Source organism: Nonomuraea sp. NPDC049158 (assembly GCF_040648335.1).
Lineage (GTDB): Bacteria > Actinomycetota > Actinomycetes > Streptosporangiales > Streptosporangiaceae > Nonomuraea.
This window is the reverse complement of the sequence record NZ_JBEZDM010000005.1, coordinates 442,125-460,536: the sequence shown is the minus strand read 5'-3', so window position 1 is coordinate 460,536 and position 18,412 is coordinate 442,125. Positions and strand designations below refer to the sequence as shown.

Genomic DNA, 18,412 nt, shown 5'->3' with positions numbered 1-18,412 from the left:
GGCGGGCCGAACCGGTTGACCTCCTGGGTGGAGAAGTCCTGGACCCGATGGAAGATCGCGGCCCGTAAGTCCCGGCCCAGGGCCATCGAGGTCCGCGCCCGCGCTCGCCTCCTCCGCCCCCGACTGGCCGGGGTTACGCCGCCGTCTCACCGGCACGCTGGTCCTGCCGGCCGACGCGGGGTACGGCGCGGCGCGGCGGCTGTTCAATCCCGCCTTCGACGGCATCAAGCCGGGCGGCGTCGCCTATTGCGCGACCCCCGCGGATGTCTCCGCGTGCCTGTCCTTCGTCCGCGCGAACCGCCTGCCCGTCACCGCGCGCTCGGGCGGCCACTCCTACGCGGGCTGGTCCACCGGCACCGGCCTGGTGATCGACGTCTCCCGGATGAACTCCGTCAGCTACGCGTCCGGCCGCGCCACCGTGGGCGCCGGGGCCAAGCTGGTCGACGTCTACGACAAGCTGGGCCGCCACGGCGTGAGCATCCCCGCCGGTTCGTGCCCCACGGTCGGGGTGAGCGGCCTGGCGCTGGGCGGCGGAATCGGCGTGGTCTCCAGGAAGTACGGCCTGACCTGCGACACGCTCGAGTCCGTACGGATCGTCACGGCCGACGGCCGCCTCCTGACCTGCGACGCCGACCACCATCCCGACCTCTACTGGGCGTGCAGGGGCGGTGGCGGCGGGAACTTCGGCGTGGCGGTCTCCTTCACCTTCCGCACCCACCAGACCCGCGACACCACCGTGTTCTTCCTGCACTGGCCGTGGGCCAAGGCCGAGGCGGCGGTCAAGGCCTGGCAGTCCTGGGCGCCCACCGCGCCGGACGAACTGTGGTCCACGCTGCACCTGACGCGGAACAACGGGCTGGACGTGCAGATCGGCGGCACGTACCTGGGCGGGAAGGCGGCACTCGACCGCCTCCTGGCGCCGCTCGTCGCCACAATCGGTAGTCCCTCCTCCCGCTACGCCTCCACGACGTCCTACGGGCACGCCATGATGGTCATGGCGGGCTGCTCGTCGCTCTCGGTCGCGCAGTGCCACCTTCCGAGCCAGACCGCCGCCGGCCGTCTCAGCAGGGACACCTTCGCGGGTAAGTCGCATTTGGCCTACCAGAAACTGTCGGCCGCCGGGGTCAGAGCGCTGGTCGCCGGGGTGGCCCGGGCTGGGGAGCACACCGTGCAACTGGACGCGCTGGGCGGCGCGGTCGCCCGGGTCCGCCCGGACGCCACCGCCTTCCCGCACCGGGCGGCGTTGTTCGGCGTCCAGTACTACTCGAAGGGCACCGGCCGGGGCTGGCTGCGCGGCATCCACGGCGACATGCGGGCGCATCTGGGCGATCACGCGTACGTGAACTACATCGACCCGGACCTGACCGACTGGCGGACCGCCTACTACGGAGCCAACGCGCCACGCCTGGCCGCCGTGAAGACCGCCTACGATCCCGGCCGGGTCTTCCACCTGCCTCAAGGTGTGTAAATCGGTCGCCGGACCGGGCTGTGAGCTGGGAAGATCGGTGACATGCGCAACTGGCCGCTCTTCGGGCTCTCCGTGACCACCCCGCGTCTGGAACTCCGCGTGCCGTCGCTCGCGGACCTCGACGAGCTCGGTGATCGAGCGGCCGAGGGCGTACACGAGCCGGGCTACATGCCGTTCCTGTTCCCGTGGTCCGACGCCGAGCCGCAGGAGCGGGCCAAGGCCACCGTCCGCTACCACTTCCGTACCTGGGCCGAGTTCACCCGGGAGAAGTGGACGCTGGAGTTCGCGGTGGTCTCGGAGGGCCAGGTGGTCGGCGTACAGGCGCTGATGGCCGCCGACTTCCTGGTCACCCGGGAGGCCGCGACAGGCTCGTGGCTCGGCAAACGCTTCCAGGGCAGGGGCATCGGCAGGGAGATGCGCGCGGCCGTACTCCACCTGGCCTTCGAGGGCCTGGGCGCGGAGTACGCGACAACGGAGGCGTTCCACGACAACCACGCCTCGCTGGCGGTGACCCGCCGCCTCGGCTACCACGAGGACGGCATCATCCTCCACAACCGAAAGGGCACGGTGGCGACAGGCCGACGCTTCCGCCTACCGCGGGCCGACTGGAAGCCGATGGACGGCATCGAAATTCACAACCTGGAACCCTGCCTCCCCCTCTTCGGCCTCTAACGCGGCGTCGACAAACGCCTGCCGGTCGTCCGCTCTACCGGAGGGGTCCCTATGGGCCCCGGCCGACGACGGATCGTCTTCCTCCTCGCCCTCGAAGGAGGCACCAAGGGACCCGGCCACCCCGGTCGCTTCTCCCTCCCCCGCAGGGGTCCGTCCGCAGGGGTCCGTCCGCAGGACCTCTGCCACAACGGGCCGTCCTCCCCCCGCCCCGAAAAGGGACACCCCTCCCAAAGGGACCCAGTCACCACGGACCGTCTCATTTCTCACCCCCGCAGGGGGTATCCCCTCTCAAGGACCCCAGCCACAACGGACCGTCACAGGCATCGAGACGGGTCGGAGATACCGACAGAGCGCCCTAAAGTGACTGGTCGACCAAACAGCGAGAGGGCAAACACGATGACTCGCCAGGCAGTGTGGGCGGTGGTGACCGGCATGTACGACGCCTACGCCAAAGGCGACAGGGCCGGCATCGACCGCCTGCTGCACCCCGAGGCCACGATCTTCGACTCCGCGGCGCCCGACCTGATCACCAGCAGGACCCAACTGGACGAGGTACGCGACGCCCGACCAGCGGACGGCCCCGAGGAGACGGGGGTGACGCCCTACGACGAGATCGTGGACGTGTGGGGTGACACCGCACTGGCCCGCTACCTCCTGCGCGTCGACTACGCCACGGGCGAGCCCGAGATCGTACGGACCACGACCGTGCTGCGACGCTTCACCGGGGACGAATGGCTCATCGTGCACGTCCATGAGAACACCCGCTGACCTGCGCGTATCCTGAAATATCAGGGCAGGGTGCACAGGAGGTCACGCCAGGCATGGGCGCCGTGCACACAGGGAGGAAAAGGGGCGGTCCTAGGGTGCGCCATATCCCAGCAGCGCCCCTCCTCCGAGGAGTACCCATGACCGCCCTCGACAGGATCAGGGAGGCCGGGTACGACCTGGACGACCGCGCCACCCGCCTGGCCCTCCAACTGGCCTGCCATGTGATCAAAGGAGGCTGAGCCCGCACTACCCAGCAACCATCCCATGGCCGCGCTACTCGGTGACCATGCCCCGGCCGCACCACCCGGCGACCACCCCCCGGCCGCGCTATCCGCTGACCATCCCCTGGGTGAGGTCGTCCGCGACGGCCTCGGGAGCGCGCAGGTCAGCCTGGCCGTACCCGCCGCCGCCGCCCGACTCGCACCGCAGCACGTCCCCCGCCCTGACCGGCAGGGCGTTCACCTTGAGCATCTCGCGCTGCTCCGGCGTGCCGGGGTTGAGCGTGACGCGCGGCGGCGCGCCGGCCGCACCCCCGGCCAGACCCCAGGCAGGGGTGACCGAGCGCTCGAACCACAGCGAGAGCGAGGTGTCGCCGATGAACTCGTACTCGCGGACCACACCGTTGCCGCCGCGCCACTGCCCTTGGCCGCCGGTGTCGGGGCGGACCTCGTAGCGGGTGACGCGGACCGGGAAGAGCGTTTCGAGCACCTCGATCGGCATGTCGCGCAGCGACCCGTTCACGTTGTTGATCAGGCAGGTCTCGCCGTCGCCGCCCTCCCAGGCGCCCCAGCCGCCGACGGTGGCCTCCTGCGAGACGTACAGCTTGCCGGTGCGCGGGTCGGTGCCGGTGAACTGGACGATGAGGGAGTCGCCATAGGAGGCCGCGGCGGCTTTGCCGGGCACGACGGGGGCCAGCGCCTTGACGACGAGGTCGATGAGCAGGCCGAGGTGGGAGTAGTAGTACTGGCAGGCGGCGGGCGACTGGGCGGCCAGCATGGAGCCCGGCCTGGTGGCCACGTCGAGGGGGCGGAAGGAGCCGCCGTTGAGCGGCACGTCGGCGCTGATGAGCAGCTTGTACGCGACGCGTACGGCGGCCACCGCCTGGGCCGCGCCGCAGTTGACCGGCCCGGTCGCCTGGTCGGCGCAGTCGGTGAGGTCGACGTGGACGCGCTCGCCCTCGACGGTCACGGTGACGTTGACCGGCAGCGGCGTGGCCAGGTCGATGCCGTCGTTGTCGAGGAACCCGCCGGCGGTGTAGGTGCCGTCGGGGATGGCGGCGACGGCCTGGCGTTCGAGACGCTCGGTCTGGGCGAAGATCTCGTCACGGGCCGCCATCACGGTCGCCACGCCCCAGCGCCCCACGATCTCGGCCAGGCGGCGCTGTCCGGTCATCGCGCAGGCGACCTGGGCGCGCATGTCGCCGAGCGTGGCGTGGGGGAAGCGGACGTTCCGGGCGATGACCTCGTGCAGGTCGCGGCAGGGCGCGCCGTTCTCGTAGATCTTCATCGGGCCCATGCGCAGGCCCTCCTGGAAGATCGAGGTGGAGTCCATGGAGCCGCCGGGGTCCTTGGAGCCCATGTCGAGCCAGTGGGCGCGCGAGGCGGCGAACCCCACGAGCTCGCCGCCGACGAAGATCGGGCCGTAGACCGTGACGTCGTTGAGGTGCGTACCGCCGATGTAGGAGTCGTTGAGCACCCAGACGTCGCCCTCCTGCCAGACCTCACGGCCGAACATCCGCTCGGTCTCGCGGGTGCACACCTCCAGGTTGCCGAGGAAGATCGGCAGGCCGCTCGACTGACCGAGTACGTTGTGCTCGCGGTCCATGAGCGCGACGGCGCAGTCCTTGGCCTCGTAGATGACCGGCGTGTAGGAGGAGCGGATGAGCGTGGTGTTCATGTCCTCCGCCGCCTGGAGGAGCGCGCAGCGGATGATCTCTGTGGTCACGGGGTCGATCATGAGGTCACCTTGATGATCAGGAAGCCGTTGGCGTCGACGGTGGCCAGGCAGCCGGGCGGGATGACGGTGGTGGCCGTCTCCTCCACCACGATGGCGGGCCCCTCGACCTCGCCGTCCAGTGCGCTTCTGCGCAGGACGGCGGTGCGGTGCACCTGCCCGTCGAAGATCACGCCGCGTACGGCGGGCGGGTGCGTCTCGAGCACCGGAGCCGCGGTGGCGGCCTTGGGGAAGGTGCCGAAGCCGGTGCTGCGCAGCATGACGAACTCGACCGGCGCCTCAGGCGTGGCATGGCCGTACCTGCTGGTGTGGGCCTCGGCGTAGCGCCGCGCGATGGCCTGGAGGAAGCCGGGCTCCGCGGGCTCCGTGGCGCTCAGGAGCGGGATCGTGAGCGTGTAGTCCTGTCCCTCGTAGCGCATGTCCAGCGCGTGCTCGACCCGCCGCCGGTCGAGCGGGACGCCCTGGCTGTCGAGCGCGGCCATGGCGTCGCGTTCGAGCTCGGCCAGCCGCGCCGCCAGGTGCCCGCCGTCGAGGTCGTCCTGGGCGCGGAAGTACGGATGGGTGAGGTCGCGCCGTACGTCGGCCTCCAGCATCCCCCACGCGGAGAAGGCGCCGGGGAAGCGCGGCACGACCACCTCGCCGATGCCGAGCTCGCGGGCGATGAAGACGGCGTGCATGGCGCCCGCGCCGCCGAAGGCGACCAGGGCGAACTCGCGCGGCTCCACGCCGTGCTCGACCGTGAGCGTACGGATGGCCTGGGCCATCTTGGCGTTGGCGACGTCGCAGACGCCCTCGGCCAGCTGGAGCGGATCCATGTCGAGGGTCTCGGCGAGCCTGGCGACGGCCGTCCCCGCCGCCTCGACGTCCAGCGCCATCAGACCACCGGCGAACCAGGCGGGGTCGACGCGGCCCAGCACCACGTTGGCGTCGGTCACGGTCGGCCGGTCGCCGCCCCTGCTGTAACAGGCGGGCCCCGGCACGGCTCCCGCCGACTCGGGGCCGACGCGCAGCGCGCCCGCCTCGGCGTAGGCGATGGAGCCGCCGCCCGCGCCGATGGTGTGCAGGTTCACGATCGGCATCAGGACGGGGAAGCCCTCGATGTGCGCCTCGGCGCTGACGTCCGGACGGCCGTTGACGACCAGGGAGACGTCGAAGGAGGTGCCGCCCATGTCCACGCAGATGGCGTTCTCGCGGCCGAGCAGGCGGGCCGCGGCGACCCCGCCCATCGTGCCGCCGACGGGGCCCGACAGCAGGGTCTGCAGGGGCCGCCGCATCGCGAACCCCGCGTTGACCAGGCCGCCGGAGGACTGCATCACGTGTACGGGCACGGCCAGGCCACGCTCGGCGAAGCGCCGCTCGATCCGCGACAGGTAGGTGCGCACGACCGGTCCGGCGTAGGCCTCGAGCACGGCCGAGGAGGTGCGCTCGTACTCGCGCCACTCCCTGGCCACCTCGTGGCTGAGCACGACCAGGACGTCGTCGCCGAGCTCCTGCCTGAGGATCTCGCCCGCGCGGAGCTCGTGGGCCGGGTTGGCGAAGGAGAACAGCAGCGTGACCGCGACGGCGTCGAAGCCCTCGGCCCTGACGCGGTGGGCGGCCCGCCGTACGGCCTGCTCGTCGAGCGGCTCAAGCTCTTCGCCGCGCCAGTCGAGCCGGCCCGCCGCCTCCATGACGTCGGCACGGGGCACCAGCGGCGTCGGCTTGCGGTAGCGCAGGTCGAACATGCGGTCGCGGTTGCCGCGGGCGATCTGGTAGACGTCGCGCGCGCCGGCGCTGGTCAGCAGCAGGACCTTGGCGCCCTTGCGTTCGAGCAGGGCGTTGAGGCCCTGGGTGGTGCCGTGTACGAAGAAGGAGATCCACGAGAAGGAGATCAGGGTCGGGTCGTCGACCACGCGGCCGAGCGCGGCGAAGACGCCCTCGGCGAGATCTCCTGGGGTGGTCGGCGCCTTCGAGGCCAGCACGGCACCCGTCTGCTCGTCGTAGCAGACCACGTCGGTGAAGGTACCGCCGATGTCCATGGCGACGCGAAAAGTCATGGCCGCACCGTATGCGGTCCCGGCCGTCCGCAGGTGTGCCGGATGCACGGCTTTCGCACGCGCTTCATGCGTGACGCACCCCTTCGGGGGCTAAGGCGCCACCCCGACATGCGCGGGCGGCGGACAGGCGTGGCGGCGGTATCTGCCGGGCGGAGTGCCGTACTCGCGCTTGAAGGCGTTGGCGAAGGCGAACTCGGAGGTGTAGCCGACGCGCGCGGAGATCTCGCTCAGTGAGTCCTCCGACTCGCGGAGCAGGCGGGCGGCCGTGGCCAGGCGCCACCACGTGACGTAGCTGAGCGGCGGCTGGCCGATCAGGCTGGTGAAGCGGCGGGAGAAGGCCGCGCGGGAGAGCCCGGCCTTGCCGCCGAGCGTCTCGACCGTCCAGGGATGTGCGGGATCGCGGTGGATCGCGTTGAGCGCCACGCTGATCGAGGGGTCGGCCAGGGCGGTGGCCCAGCCGCCGACCTCGCACTGTCCGGGCTCGGTGTCGAGCCAGGCGCGCAGGATGTACAGCAGCAGCATGTCGAGCAGTGAGGTGACGACGGTGTCGGCGCCCAGGCGCGGACTGCCGATCTCACTGCCGAGCAGGTCGACGGCCGCGCGGAGCTCGGGGTGGTGGCCGAGGCGGGCGGGCAGGTGGACCATGTCGGGCAGGTCGCGCAGGACCGGATGGGCCCGGCTGGGGTCGAGCCGGTAGCCGCCGCAGAGCAGGACCGTGGGCGCGCCGGGCCCCTCGATGGAGGCCGAGGCGAACAGGTCCCGCTCCTCCAGCGGGTCGCACTCGGGGTCGGCCAGCGGAGTGGCCGGGCTGTCGGCCATCGCGTAACCGTGACCGTGCGGGAAGAAGACCACGTCGCCGACGCTCAGCTGGAGGGGGTCGCCGTCCGGCGGGATGAGCCATGGGGAGCCTTGGATGATCACCTGGAAGCCCGCCGAGCCCGGAGCCGAGGGGAACCACTGGCCCCAGGGGGCGTGCCACTCGACGAGCGCGGATCGGGGCTGTCCGGTGCGCATGATGGCGATCACGTCGCTGAGCACGTCCATGACGGAAGTCTATCTCACGAGACGCTCGCGTATAAAAAGCAGATACACAAGCATTGGCCATCTCGTGTCGGCCTCATAGCGTTGTCCCCCATGAGCCCAACCATGAGCGCCGCCCGGATCCACGAGTACGGCGACGCGTCCGTGATCCGCTACGACCGGATCCCCCGGCCGTCGCCCGGCCCCGGGGAGGTGCTGGTCCAGGTGGCCGCCACCTCGTTCAACCCGTCCGAGGTGGGGCTGCGGGCCGGGTACCTACGGGAGCTGCTCCCGGTCACCCTGCCGTACACGCTGGGCCTGGACCTCGCCGGCACGGTCGTCGGGGTCGGCGCGGACGTGGCAGGGCCCGCCGTCGGCGACCGGGTCATCGGCCTCGTGGAGGGGGCGGCGGCCGAGTACACGGTGGCGGCGGCGGGCTCGCTGGTCAGGGCGCCGGAACGGCTTCCGCTGGCGGAGGCCGCCGCCATCCCGGTCGCCGGGCTCACCGCCTGGCAGGCGGTCCACGAGCACGCCCGCGTCGAGCCGGGGCAGCGGGTGCTGATCAACGGGGCGGGCGGCGGGGTGGGGCTGTTCGCCGTGCAGCTGGCCAAGCTGGCGGGCGCGACCGTCATCGCGACGGCCGGTCCGCGCAGCGCGGCGGCGGTACGGCGCTACGGTGCCGACGAGGTCGTCGACTACACCACTTTGTCAGCACTTACTTCGACCCCGTTGCCCGGCGGCATGGACGTGGTGCTCAACCTGGCGGCCATCGGCCCGGAGCAGGCGGCGACGCTGGCCACGCTGGGCGAGGTGATCGTCACCATCGCCACCCCGATCGACTCGCCCCGAGCCAGCCACTTCGTGGCCCGCAACGACCCGGCGCACCTGGCCCGGCTGGTGGCGCTGATCGACAAGGGCGAGCTCGTGGTGGAGATCGCCGAGACATACCCGCTGACCGGCCTCGACGAGGTTCATCGCCGGGCCGAGGCCGGTCAGACACGCGGAAAAATCATCATTCAAGGGGAAAAATAATGATCAAGATTGGCATCATCGTCGGCAGCACCCGGCCGGGCCGCAACGGGGACACCGTGGCCGAGTGGGTGCGCGACCTGGCCGTCAAGCGCGGCGACGCCGAGTTCGAGGTGGTGGACCTGCGGGACTTCGACCTGCCGCACCTGGACGAGGCCTTCCCGGCGGCCTATGGCCAGTATGAGCACCCCCACACCCGCGCCTGGTCGGAGCGCATCGCCTCGTTCGACGGCTTCGTGTTCGTGACCCCGGAGTACAACAGCTCCACCTCGGGCGTGCTGAAGAACGCGATCGACTTCCTCTACGCCGAGTGGGCGGACAAGGCGGCCGGGTTCGTCAGCTACGGCGTCGACGGCGGCGCCCGCGCGGCCGAACACCTCAGGCAGGTGCTCGGCCGGGTCAAGGTCGCCGACGTGCCGGCTCAGGTCACGCTCTCGCTTCATACGGACTTCGAGGCGTTCACCGACTTCAAGCCCGCCGCGCACCGGGAGGAGACGGTCACCACGATGCTGGACCAGATCGTCTCCTGGGCCACGGCGCTGCGCCCGCTCAGGACGGCTGAAGTGGCGGCCTGAAGCGGCGGCTTGACGTGGCGGCACCACAAGTCAGGGCTTGAAGTGGCGCAGCACCTCGGGGTTGGCCATGGCGTCGGGGTTGGCCGCCTGCTCGACCGGGGTGCCGAGGAGGATCTTGCGTACCGGCACCTCTAGCTTCTTGCCCGACAGGGTGCGCGGGATGCCGGGCACCGCGTGGATCTCGTTGGGCACGTGCCGGGGTGACAGCTCCTGCCGCAGGGCCGTACGCAGGGCCTCGACCAGCGAGTCCGACAGCGTGACGCCCTCGGCCAGCGTGAGGTAGAGCAGCAGCCGCCCCTCCTGCCCCAGCTGGCCGGTGTCGATCACGAGGCTGTCGGCGATCTCGTCGAACCGCTCGACGACCCGGTAGAACTCGCTGGTGCCCATCCGGACGCCGCCCCGGTTCAGCGTGGAGTCGGAGCGGCCGTAGATCACGCAGCTGCCGTCCTCGTTCAGCTTGATCCAGTCACCGTGCCGCCACACGCCCGGGTAGACGTCGAAATAGCTCTCGCGGTAGCGGTCGCCGTCGGGGTCGTTCCAGAACATGACCGGCATCGACGGCATCGGCTGCGTGAGCACGAGCTCGCCCACCTCCCCCACGACCGGCTCGCCCAGGGGGTTGAACGACTCCACCCGCGCCCCCAGCGACCGGCAGGGGATGATGCCCGCCCGGATCGGATGCAGCACGGTCGCGCCGACGAACCCGGTGCACACGTCGGTGCCGCCGGAGAACGACCCGAGCGGGATCCCCGGCAGCTCCGCGGCCACCCAGGCGAACCCTTCAGGCGGCAGCGGCGACCCGGTCGAGCCGATGCCGCGCAGCGCCTCCAGCCCCTCGGGCGCGATCCCGGCCTTCAGCGAGGCCATGATGTACGGCGCGCCGACCCCGAAGTAGGTCACCCCTTCCGAGGCGGCGATCCGCCACAGCACGGCGGCGGAGGGGTAGGCGGCCGAGCCGTCGTACAGGACCGGGGTGGCGCCCACCAGCAGGCCGCCGATGAGGTAGTTCCACATCATCCAGCCCGTGGTGGTGTACCAGAAGAACACGTCCCCCTCGCCGAGGTCCTGGTGGAAGGAGAGCGACTTGAGGTGTTCGAGGATCACTCCCCCGTGCCCGTGCACGATGGGCTTGGGCAGTCCGGTCGTACCGCTGGAGTAGAGGATCCACAGCGGGTGGCCGAACGGCACCCGCTCGAACTCCAGCGGCCCCTCCTCCGCGCGCAGCCCTTCCCAGCCGATCACCTCGCCGTGCGGCACGGAGTCGGTGTGCGCGGCGCCCGGTTCGGCCCGCTGCGGCGGCTGCCCCTCCTCGGCCGCGGAAAGGTACGGGATCCAGACGGTCGCGCGGAGCGTGGGCAGCTCGGCGGCGATCTCGTTGACGGCCGCCGACCGGTCGTAGCTCTTGCCGTTGTAGTGGTAGCCGTCGACCGCGATCAGCACCTTGGGCTCGATCTGCTTGAACCGGTCGACGATGCTCGGCACGCCGAAGTCCGGGGAGCCGGCCGACCAGATCGCGCCGAGGGACGCGGTGGCCAGGAAGGCGATCAGGGCCTGCGGGATGTTGGGCAGGTAACCGGCCACCCGGTCGCCGCGCTCGACGCCGAGGCGTACCAGGCCCGCCCGGACCCGGGCGACCTCCTCGCGCAGCTCGGCGTAGGTCAGCTCCTGGCGGGCGCCGTCCTCCGAGACGAAGACGAGGGCGGTGCCGTCACGTTCGCGCAGCGCGTTCTCGGCGTAGTTGAGAGCGCTCCCGGTGAACCAATCGGTGCCCGGCATCGTTCCCGTCATGACGGGCCCGTCACCACGTTCGCCGATGACCTCGAAGTAGTCCCAGATCGACGTCCAGAACTCCGCCGGACTGTCGACCGACCAGCGCCACACCTCCTCATAGTCCGACCCGGCCCGGCCCAGCCACTCCAGGTAGTGCGTCAGCCTGGCGCGCGCGATGACGTCTTCGGTCGGTTCCCAGAGAAGTGTGCCTTCAGCAACCATGTGTCCATCCTGTCGGCCGGTTGGGGGAAAGTCATACCCGAACCGCCACATAACTTGCTACCGACGTAGGTGGTCCACCGCCATACGCGCGGCCGTGCCGATCACCGCGTCGGCGCGCGGCTGGTTGAGCGCGGTGCTGAGCGAGCGGGTGAACACCGCCACCGCGTACTGGCCGCCGTCGGGGTATTCGATCACGCCCGCCTCGTTGCGGAGTGTCGGGAGCGTCCCGGTCTTTCCGCTGACCTCCACGTCGTCGTACGGGAAGCCGGAGGCCAGCCGGTGCGGCCAGACCTGTAGGTTCAGGACGTTGCGCATCCAGGCGCACGATTCCGCCGACGCCGCCTGATCGCGCCAGATCAGCCCGAACAGCGCGGCCGTCTCGCGCGGCGTGGCGCTGTTGGCGCGCGAGGGGTCGAGCACCCGCAGCCGCGCGACGTCCTCCGGATCGAGGTACGGCCAGCTGTGCCCGGCGTCCTCGGCCATGCTCTCGTAGATGTCCCGGCAGCTCTGCCGCACCCGCGTCTCGCGCAGCCCGAACCCGTCGAGCATCGCGTTGGTCTCGTCCCGCCCGACCCTGGCCAGCAGCGCGTCGGCGGCGGTGTTGTCGCTCAACGTGATCATCAGGTGGCCCAGGTCGCGCAGGGAGATCGTGACGTCGTCGAGCATCGCGCACAGGCCGGTGGGCCCGGTCACCCGGTCGGCGGCCCCCACGGTCACCCGGCTCGCCGGATCGAGCAGCCCGGCGTCGGCCTGACGGCAGAACTCCACCATCAGCGGCACCTTGAACATCGAGGCGGTCGGCAGCGGCACGTCGGAGCCGAGCCCGATCTCCCGGCCCGAGCGCAGGTCGGTCGCGTGCAGCCACCCGGTCACGCCCGCCGCGCCGAACAGCGCGGCCAGATCCGGCTCGTTCATGCCAGCATCCCGGGTCTGCGGCTGATGTGCCGCACGGGCGCCGCGGCCTCGTCCGTCATCCCGGCGCTCTCTTTCAGCGTTCGTACGGCCACCGCCGAGAAGCCGGCGACCGCGTCCGTCTCCACTCGCCAGGCCGTGGAGACCCGGGAACTGATCGGCGAGCCTAGCAGCGGGAGCCAGGCGATCCCAGGGTGGTCCACCCTGGCCCCGAACGCCACCGCCGCCCCGGCGAGCACCAGGCCGAGCCCGGCGCCCTGATGCACCTGGGCGGGCACGTAGCCGTGGCGGCGGCACTCCGCCAGCGTCGCGGCGTGCAGCCCCGGCTCCCCCTCCCTGGGCGGCATCAGCAGCTCGCGGCCCGCCAGGTCGGCCAGGTGCACCTCCCCGGCCGCGGCCAGGGGATCCCCCTCGGCCAGCAACACGCCCTGCGGCTGCACCAGCACCTGCCCGAACCGCAGCCCCGGCGCGTTGATCGGGTGGCGCACGATGCCGACGTCGATGGCGCCTTCGGTCAGCGCGGCCACCTGATCGGCCGTCCAGATCTCCGCCGGTGTGAGCCGTACGTCCGGATTGCTCGCGCGGAAGCCCTCGACCAGGGCGGCGATCACCGCGGCGGCCAGGTCGGGCGGGACCCCGAGCTTGAGCGCCCGGCCCTCACCATGGCGGACGAGCTCGCGCAGCCGGTCGGCCCTGGCCACGATCTCGCGGGCCTCGCCGACCAGCAGGCGGCCCGCCTCGGTCAGCCGGACCTGGCGGGCGGAGCGGTCGAAGAGCCGCACGCCGAGCTCCTCCTCCAGGCGCTTGATCCGCTGGCTGAGCGGCGGCTGGGCCATGCCGAGCCGAATCGCGGCATTGCCGAAGTGGAGTTCCTCCGCCACCACGGTGAAGTAGCGCAGATGCCGGACAAGGTCCATGACCAGCAACTATATCCGCATTTATATGTATGAAGCGCTTATATCGGTATTGGACACCACGCGGCGGCCTCTGGTGTGCTCGGCCGCATGGGGTCACAAAGGGGGACAATCTTCATGAATCTTCAGCCAGAATCGCCGCCCAGGCGAAAACGCCGCTGGCCGTGGGTCACCGCCGCCGCACTGGTCCCCGCCGTGGCGGCGGCCGGCACGATCTGGCTGCTGCGCACGCAGGGCACCCCGGAGGAGACGGCTGATTCGTACCTGTCCGCCTGGTCCGTCCAGAATTATGCGCGGATGCGGGAACTCGTCGCCGACCCGCCCGCCGACTTCGAGCGCTGGCACCAGCGCTTCCGTACCGACCTCAAGCTCACCGGCGCGACCTTCAAGCGCGACGCGGGCGGCTCGGACGGTGTGATCGCCTTCCACGCCGGGCTCACCGGCCCGAAGAGCTGGACGTACGACGGCAAGCTCAAGCTCGTCGAACGCGGCGGCGAGTGGAAGGTCGACTGGACCCCCGCCGCCATCAACCCCTCGCTCAAGCAGGGCAGGTCCCTGCGGCTGGTCACGGAGAAGGCCGCGACGGTCCCGGTGCTGGCGGCCGATGGCAGCCGCGTCGACACCCCGGACGCGCCCGGCTCGGTGCTGCAACTCGTCGAAGGGCTCAAGCAGACCTACCCGGACCGGCTCGCCGACGGGCAGTCCCGCAGGATCGACCTCTACCAGGGCGAGCGGTTCCTCCAGACCATGGCCAAGCCGGCGGAGCGGACGCCGTTCCACACCACGATCGACCTCAAGGTGCACCGGGCGGGCGCCGCCGCGCTCGACGGCGTGCGTAAGCCGGCCTCGCTGGTCGCCGTCCGGCCATCGACCGGCGAGATCCTGTCGGTGGTCAACAAGCCGGGCGGGTTCAACCGGGCGCTGCTCGGCAAGTACCCGCCCGGCTCGACGTTCAAGGTCGTGACGGCCTCCGCGCTGGTCGCGGACGGGGCAGCGGCGGACGAGCAGGTCGAATGCCCGGCCGAGCAGAACATCGGCGGCTTCCCCTTCCACAACGCGGGCTTCCACGACTACGGCAGACTCTCCTTCCGCGACGCCTTCGCCCACTCGTGCAACACCACGTTCGGCGCCATGGGGGTGGCCGAGCTCGGGGACGGCCGGCTGGCCGAGGTGGCCGGCGCGTTCGGCTTCGGCTCCGCGATCACGCCGGGCGTGCCGGCGGTGAAGGCCGAGTTCCCGGCGCCGAAGGACGACACCGACCTGGCCTCCGCCTCGATCGGGCAGGGCAGGGTGCTGGCCAGCCCGCTCAACATGGCCTCGGTGGCCGCCGCCATCGCCGACGGCTCCTGGCGCCCGCCCCGGCTGGTCGCCCAGGACCTGGTGCCGGACCGCACTCTCAAGCCGCGCCCCCTGGAGGACGGCGTGGTGCGGGCCCTGCGCGAGCTCATGCCCGCCGTCGTCACGGACGGAACCGCGCACGCGGTGAGCTTCCCCTCCGGTACGGCCGGCAAGACCGGGACGGCGGAGTACGGCTCGGGCAAGGAGCCGCCCGCGCACTCCTGGTTCATCGGCTACCGGGGGGACCTGGCGTTCGCGGTGATCGTGGAGGGCGGCGGCGCGGGCTCCGCGGTGGCGGCCCCGATCGCGGCCCGCTTCCTCAGCGCCCTGAGCTGATGTGCGCCCTGAGCTGGTGTGCGGACCGGCTGATGTGCGGACTGGTGGTCAGGGGCTGACCGGTCTGCGGTCGACCGGCGTGGTGAGGCCCGCGACCGCGGCCACCACCTCCGAGGCGTTGGACAGGTCGGGCAGCACGAGGTCGGCTCCGGCCTCGCGCAACTCGCTCGCCATCGACCGGCCCGAGGCCACCCCGATCATCGCCGCCCCGCCGATCTTGGCGGCCTGCACGTCACGCGTCGAGTCACCGATCACCACGGTGTTGGCCGAGGTGAACGGCTCGCCGAAGCGCGCCTTGGCCCGCCCTTGGGCGACCTGGAGCAGCGTCGCCTTGGGGTAGACCTCCTCGCCGTAGCCGCCGAGCTCGAAGTCGACGTGCTTGTCCAGCCCGAACGCCTTGAGCTTGTGCACGGCGTTGCTCTTGATCGTGCCGGTGAGCACCGACTGGACCACGCCGTCGAGTCCGGCGACGGCCTTGAGCGCCTCCTTGGCCCCCGCCATCACGCGGCCCTCGGTGGCCAGCCGCTTGCGCCGGTCGGCGAAGGCCATCGCCAGCGCGGACAGGAATCGTGGCAGGGTGTCGTCCTCGGTGACGATGCCGTTGACCGCGAGGGTCTCGAAGACGATCTCGGAATCGGGCCGGCCGCGCGCCGGTGCCAGCTTGAGCAGCGGCCGCCCCGTCACGGCGCGGAACGCCTCTGCGTAGGCGTCCCTGGTCACGATCGCGACGTCGACCAAGGTGAGGTCGATGTTCCAGAGCACAAGGCGTTTGATGGCGACCTCCTGTGGGGGATCCAGCCAGGGTACGGCTATCTGCCCGTCCAGGGCTGCCTGCTGAGGGATTCAGGCATAGGTGAGCGCTTGTGCGAGGGTGTCGACGACCGGCAGCCCGGTGGCCTCCAGCTCGCCGCGCGTGGTCATCCCACCGGTGTAGAGGACGGCCCTGGCGCCCACGTGCTGCGCGGCGAGCCCGTCGTCGACGCTGTCGCCGATCACCAGGATCTCGCGGGCCTCGACGTCGATGGCCTCGATGTGCGCGGTCAGGTGCGCGGCCTTCTCGCCGCCGGTCAGCCCCACCAGGCCGTCGACCCTGGTGAAGTGCCGGGTGATGCCGAAGGACTCGATCAGCGGCACCAGGTGGGTGTGCGGGGCCATCGAGCAGAGCGACTGGGTGCCCGTCCAGCTGGTGAGCGACAGCTCGGCGTCGGCGGCCAGCCCGCAGGCGACGCTGAGGCGGAAGTAGTGCTCATGGAAGCCGTTGTCGAGCAGCTCCCACTCGCCCTCGTTGAGCGGGCGGCCGAGCAGCCGCTCGTAGGCGACCCAGATGGGCCGGGTGTAGACCGCGCGGAAGTCGTCAGCGGTCAGCGGAGGCAGCTCGTACGACCGGAAGACCTCGTTGGTGGCCCCGACCACGGCGTCGATGTCGTGGAACAGCGTGCCGTTCCAGTCCCAGATGATGTGCTTTGTCATGTCGCGATCAGTTTAACCGGGGGGTGTGACATCCCGGTTAAGGCTGGACGGTGAGGCCGCGGCTGGTCGGCCGCGGCCTCACCCGTGACCGCGGGTCAGACCCGCTACCCGCATGCCTTGGTGGTGCTGCCGGAGCCGTTCTGGCCGCCTCGGCCGCTGCCGAACACGACGCTGGCACCGCCCCAGGCGCACATGTTGTTGCCGTACATCATGTTGCCCCAGTGACGGCCGCCGTTGCCCTGCTTGAAGGAGAACCGGTCGTACCCCTTGTCGGTGTAGACGCTGATGACGCCGTGCGCCGACGAGGCCGTCTTGATCTCGACCCAGTTGGTCTTGCACTTGCCCGACCACCAGAGCTGGATGGTGCCGACCTTGCCATCGACGCGGTTGCTCAGCGAGCCGGTCCGCACCACCTTGGCCGCGTTGCCACAGCCGGTCTTGTAGGGGTCCTTGTGGTCGTAGTACTGCCTGCCGGCCGCCTGCGCGCTCGCCGGTGCGATCGTGAGGAGGGCCGCCGCCACCGCGCCGACCGCGATGGCCGTCACTCGAAACTTCATTCGGAACCGACTCCTTGAGTTCGGGATGGGGATCCGTGAGGACCCTAGCGAGAAGCTTCAAGAAATGGTCAAGGTACTGTGAGCTATTTAACGTGTACCTAACGTGTCTGCAGCAGATCGGGGATCTCCTGCGTGGCGAACCACATGAGCTCGTGCGCCTCGGCGCCGTCCACGGTGAAGCGCGCGTCGTCGTCGCCTCCGTCGGCGGCGGGGAGGGCGGCGACTGCGGCCTGGATGTCCGGGATCGCGCCGAGGTCGTCGACGTGGACCGCGGCGACCTTGCCCATCGGAACCGGCCCCGTCACGCGTACTCGGGCCCGTTCTTCCAGGTCGGAGCCGATGGAGAGCGTGCCGTCGGGCACCTCGGCGACGACGACCACCCGCCGGGAGGACGCCTCGACGCCGTCGGCGCGGTCGGCGGCCAGCAGGCGCAGCGAAGTGCGGGCGGCCTCGGTGAGAGCCACGTATTCGAGCTCCTCGGTGTCACCCGAGGCGTACCACTCGGTCAGCGCGGGGGTCACCGCGTAGCCGGTCAGCGGGGCCGGGCCTAGCTCGCCCGCCTCGACCGCTCGGGCCAGCGCGGAGAGCGTGCACGGCAAATAGACGCGCATCACGAACCTTTCACAGCGTGCAAGGGCTCTATCATGCCCGTCGCAACGGAAGTTGGAGCAGAGTCTCGAGTTCCGCGATGGTCGAATCGGCGTCGCGGTGGTGGATGCCCGCCATGCCGAGGCCCCGAGCGGCCAGGATGTTGATCTCGATGTCGTCGATGAACACGCATGACTCGCCGGGCAACCCGACCCGGCCGAGCGCGTGCTCGAAGATGCGCGGCTCGGGCTTGCGCATGCCGACCTCTCCGGAGATGACGACCGCGTCGAAGAGCTCGTCCCAGCCGTCCCGGGGATAGACGTTGGACCACGAGTTGGACAGCAGGCACGTCTTGACGCCGTTGCTCTTGACCTCGCGCAGCATGTCGTACATCGCGTCGACCCGCTCGAAGCCGGCGAACATCCGCTCCAGCAGCCCCTCGGCGGCCGGCGACACCCCGTCGACGGTCAGCAGCCGGGCGGCCAGGTCGCGCTCGAACGCGGCGCCGTCGATCTCCCCGCGCTCCAGCGCGTTCACGACGCTCTCCTGCTCGCCACCGTAGGCCTGGTCGATCAGCTCGCGCATGACGGCTCGGTAGTGGCGGTCGTCGATGCGATCCACCTCGATCCACTTGCCGATGGAGACGGAGAGACTGGTGGTGAGCACGCCACCCCAGTCGATCAGTACCCCTGTGATCAAGGCTCCTCCTTGGAATCCCGTTCTAGGGTAGTTGAGCGTCGCACATCACCCGCAGACCCACACAAACCCCAGATAAAAGACGGCC

17 protein-coding genes are annotated in these 18,412 nt (G+C 70.8%); 6 read left to right on the top strand and 11 right to left on the bottom strand.

Annotated features, from left to right (window positions below):
- The first annotated feature begins 157 nt into the window (after positions 1-157).
- The 3 genes from AB0B61_RS14990 to AB0B61_RS14980 all read left to right on the top strand — a co-directional run bounded on the left by AB0B61_RS14990 (position 158) and on the right by AB0B61_RS14980 (position 2,908).
- Entirely contained in the window at positions 158-1,468 is a 1,311-nt protein-coding gene (locus tag AB0B61_RS14990) for an FAD-binding oxidoreductase (RefSeq protein WP_358431925.1), read from the top strand.
- A gap of 42 nt (positions 1,469-1,510) precedes the next feature.
- The gene (locus tag AB0B61_RS14985; RefSeq protein ID WP_358431911.1) at positions 1,511-2,140 is read left to right on the top strand and encodes a GNAT family protein; all 630 of its coding nucleotides are present in this window, start codon (positions 1,511-1,513) and stop codon (positions 2,138-2,140) included.
- 396 nt (positions 2,141-2,536) lie between these two features.
- Entirely contained in the window at positions 2,537-2,908 is a 372-nt protein-coding gene (locus AB0B61_RS14980) for a DUF4440 domain-containing protein (protein ID WP_358431910.1), read from the top strand.
- Between the two features lie 327 nt (positions 2,909-3,235).
- Here the strand turns inward: AB0B61_RS14980 and AB0B61_RS14975 are convergent, their stop codons facing one another.
- The 3 genes from AB0B61_RS14975 to AB0B61_RS14965 form a co-directional block, all read right to left on the bottom strand.
- Positions 3,236-4,864: a hydantoinase B/oxoprolinase family protein gene (locus AB0B61_RS14975; protein WP_358431909.1), complete on the bottom strand. Its 1,629-nt coding sequence runs from the start codon at positions 4,862-4,864 to the stop codon at positions 3,236-3,238.
- On the bottom strand, positions 4,861-6,897 hold the full coding sequence (locus tag AB0B61_RS14970; RefSeq protein ID WP_358431908.1) for a hydantoinase/oxoprolinase family protein: 2,037 nt from the start codon (positions 6,895-6,897) through the stop codon (positions 4,861-4,863). Before AB0B61_RS14970 ends, AB0B61_RS14975 begins: the two co-directional genes overlap by 4 nt.
- 90 nt (positions 6,898-6,987) lie before the next feature.
- A complete protein-coding gene (locus AB0B61_RS14965) occupies positions 6,988-7,941 on the bottom strand; it encodes an AraC family transcriptional regulator (protein ID WP_358431907.1) in 954 nt (317 codons plus the stop codon).
- Between the two features lie 90 nt (positions 7,942-8,031).
- On the opposite strand from AB0B61_RS14965, the gene AB0B61_RS14960 reads away from it, so the two are divergent.
- Both AB0B61_RS14960 and AB0B61_RS14955 read left to right on the top strand, forming a co-directional pair.
- On the top strand, positions 8,032-8,949 hold the full coding sequence (locus AB0B61_RS14960; protein ID WP_358431906.1) for an NADP-dependent oxidoreductase: 918 nt from the start codon (positions 8,032-8,034) through the stop codon (positions 8,947-8,949).
- Positions 8,949-9,521 (top strand): NAD(P)H-dependent oxidoreductase, encoded by a 573-nt coding sequence (locus AB0B61_RS14955; RefSeq protein ID WP_358431905.1) that lies wholly within the window; start codon positions 8,949-8,951, stop codon positions 9,519-9,521. Before AB0B61_RS14960 ends, AB0B61_RS14955 begins: the two co-directional genes overlap by 1 nt.
- 30 nt (positions 9,522-9,551) lie before the next feature.
- Here AB0B61_RS14955 and AB0B61_RS14950 read toward each other — a convergent pair whose 3' ends face one another.
- From AB0B61_RS14950 to AB0B61_RS14940, 3 genes are read right to left on the bottom strand one after another with little or no spacing between them, the layout of a single operon-like run.
- Positions 9,552-11,513 (bottom strand): acetoacetate--CoA ligase, encoded by a 1,962-nt coding sequence (locus AB0B61_RS14950; RefSeq protein ID WP_358431904.1) that lies wholly within the window; start codon positions 11,511-11,513, stop codon positions 9,552-9,554.
- 57 nt (positions 11,514-11,570) lie between these two features.
- Positions 11,571-12,428 (bottom strand): serine hydrolase, encoded by an 858-nt coding sequence (locus AB0B61_RS14945; protein WP_358431903.1) that lies wholly within the window; start codon positions 12,426-12,428, stop codon positions 11,571-11,573.
- The gene (locus tag AB0B61_RS14940) at positions 12,425-13,342 is read right to left on the bottom strand and encodes a LysR family transcriptional regulator (RefSeq protein ID WP_358431902.1); all 918 of its coding nucleotides are present in this window, start codon (positions 13,340-13,342) and stop codon (positions 12,425-12,427) included. The genes AB0B61_RS14945 and AB0B61_RS14940 overlap by 4 nt, the downstream gene beginning before the upstream one ends.
- Positions 13,343-13,456: 114 nt before the next feature.
- On the opposite strand from AB0B61_RS14940, the gene AB0B61_RS14935 reads away from it, so the two are divergent.
- A complete protein-coding gene (locus tag AB0B61_RS14935) occupies positions 13,457-15,013 on the top strand; it encodes a penicillin-binding transpeptidase domain-containing protein (RefSeq protein ID WP_358431901.1) in 1,557 nt (518 codons plus the stop codon).
- Between the two features lie 48 nt (positions 15,014-15,061).
- Here the strand turns inward: AB0B61_RS14935 and AB0B61_RS14930 are convergent, their stop codons facing one another.
- From AB0B61_RS14930 to AB0B61_RS14910, 5 genes are all read right to left on the bottom strand, one after another.
- On the bottom strand, positions 15,062-15,775 hold the full coding sequence (locus tag AB0B61_RS14930) for a haloacid dehalogenase-like hydrolase (RefSeq protein WP_358431900.1): 714 nt from the start codon (positions 15,773-15,775) through the stop codon (positions 15,062-15,064).
- Between the two features lie 81 nt (positions 15,776-15,856).
- Positions 15,857-16,483 carry an HAD family hydrolase gene (locus tag AB0B61_RS14925; RefSeq protein WP_358431899.1) on the bottom strand — a complete coding sequence of 209 codons (627 nt, stop codon included), beginning with the start codon at positions 16,481-16,483 and terminating at the stop codon, positions 15,857-15,859.
- Positions 16,484-16,587: 104 nt separating this feature from the next.
- Positions 16,588-17,040: a DUF2690 domain-containing protein gene (locus AB0B61_RS14920; protein ID WP_358431898.1), complete on the bottom strand. Its 453-nt coding sequence runs from the start codon at positions 17,038-17,040 to the stop codon at positions 16,588-16,590.
- Between the two features lie 98 nt (positions 17,041-17,138).
- Positions 17,139-17,651 (bottom strand): hypothetical protein, encoded by a 513-nt coding sequence (locus tag AB0B61_RS14915; protein WP_358431897.1) that lies wholly within the window; start codon positions 17,649-17,651, stop codon positions 17,139-17,141.
- Between the two features lie 31 nt (positions 17,652-17,682).
- Positions 17,683-18,327 (bottom strand): HAD family phosphatase, encoded by a 645-nt coding sequence (locus AB0B61_RS14910; RefSeq protein ID WP_358431896.1) that lies wholly within the window; start codon positions 18,325-18,327, stop codon positions 17,683-17,685.
- Positions 18,328-18,412: the final 85 nt, after the last annotated feature.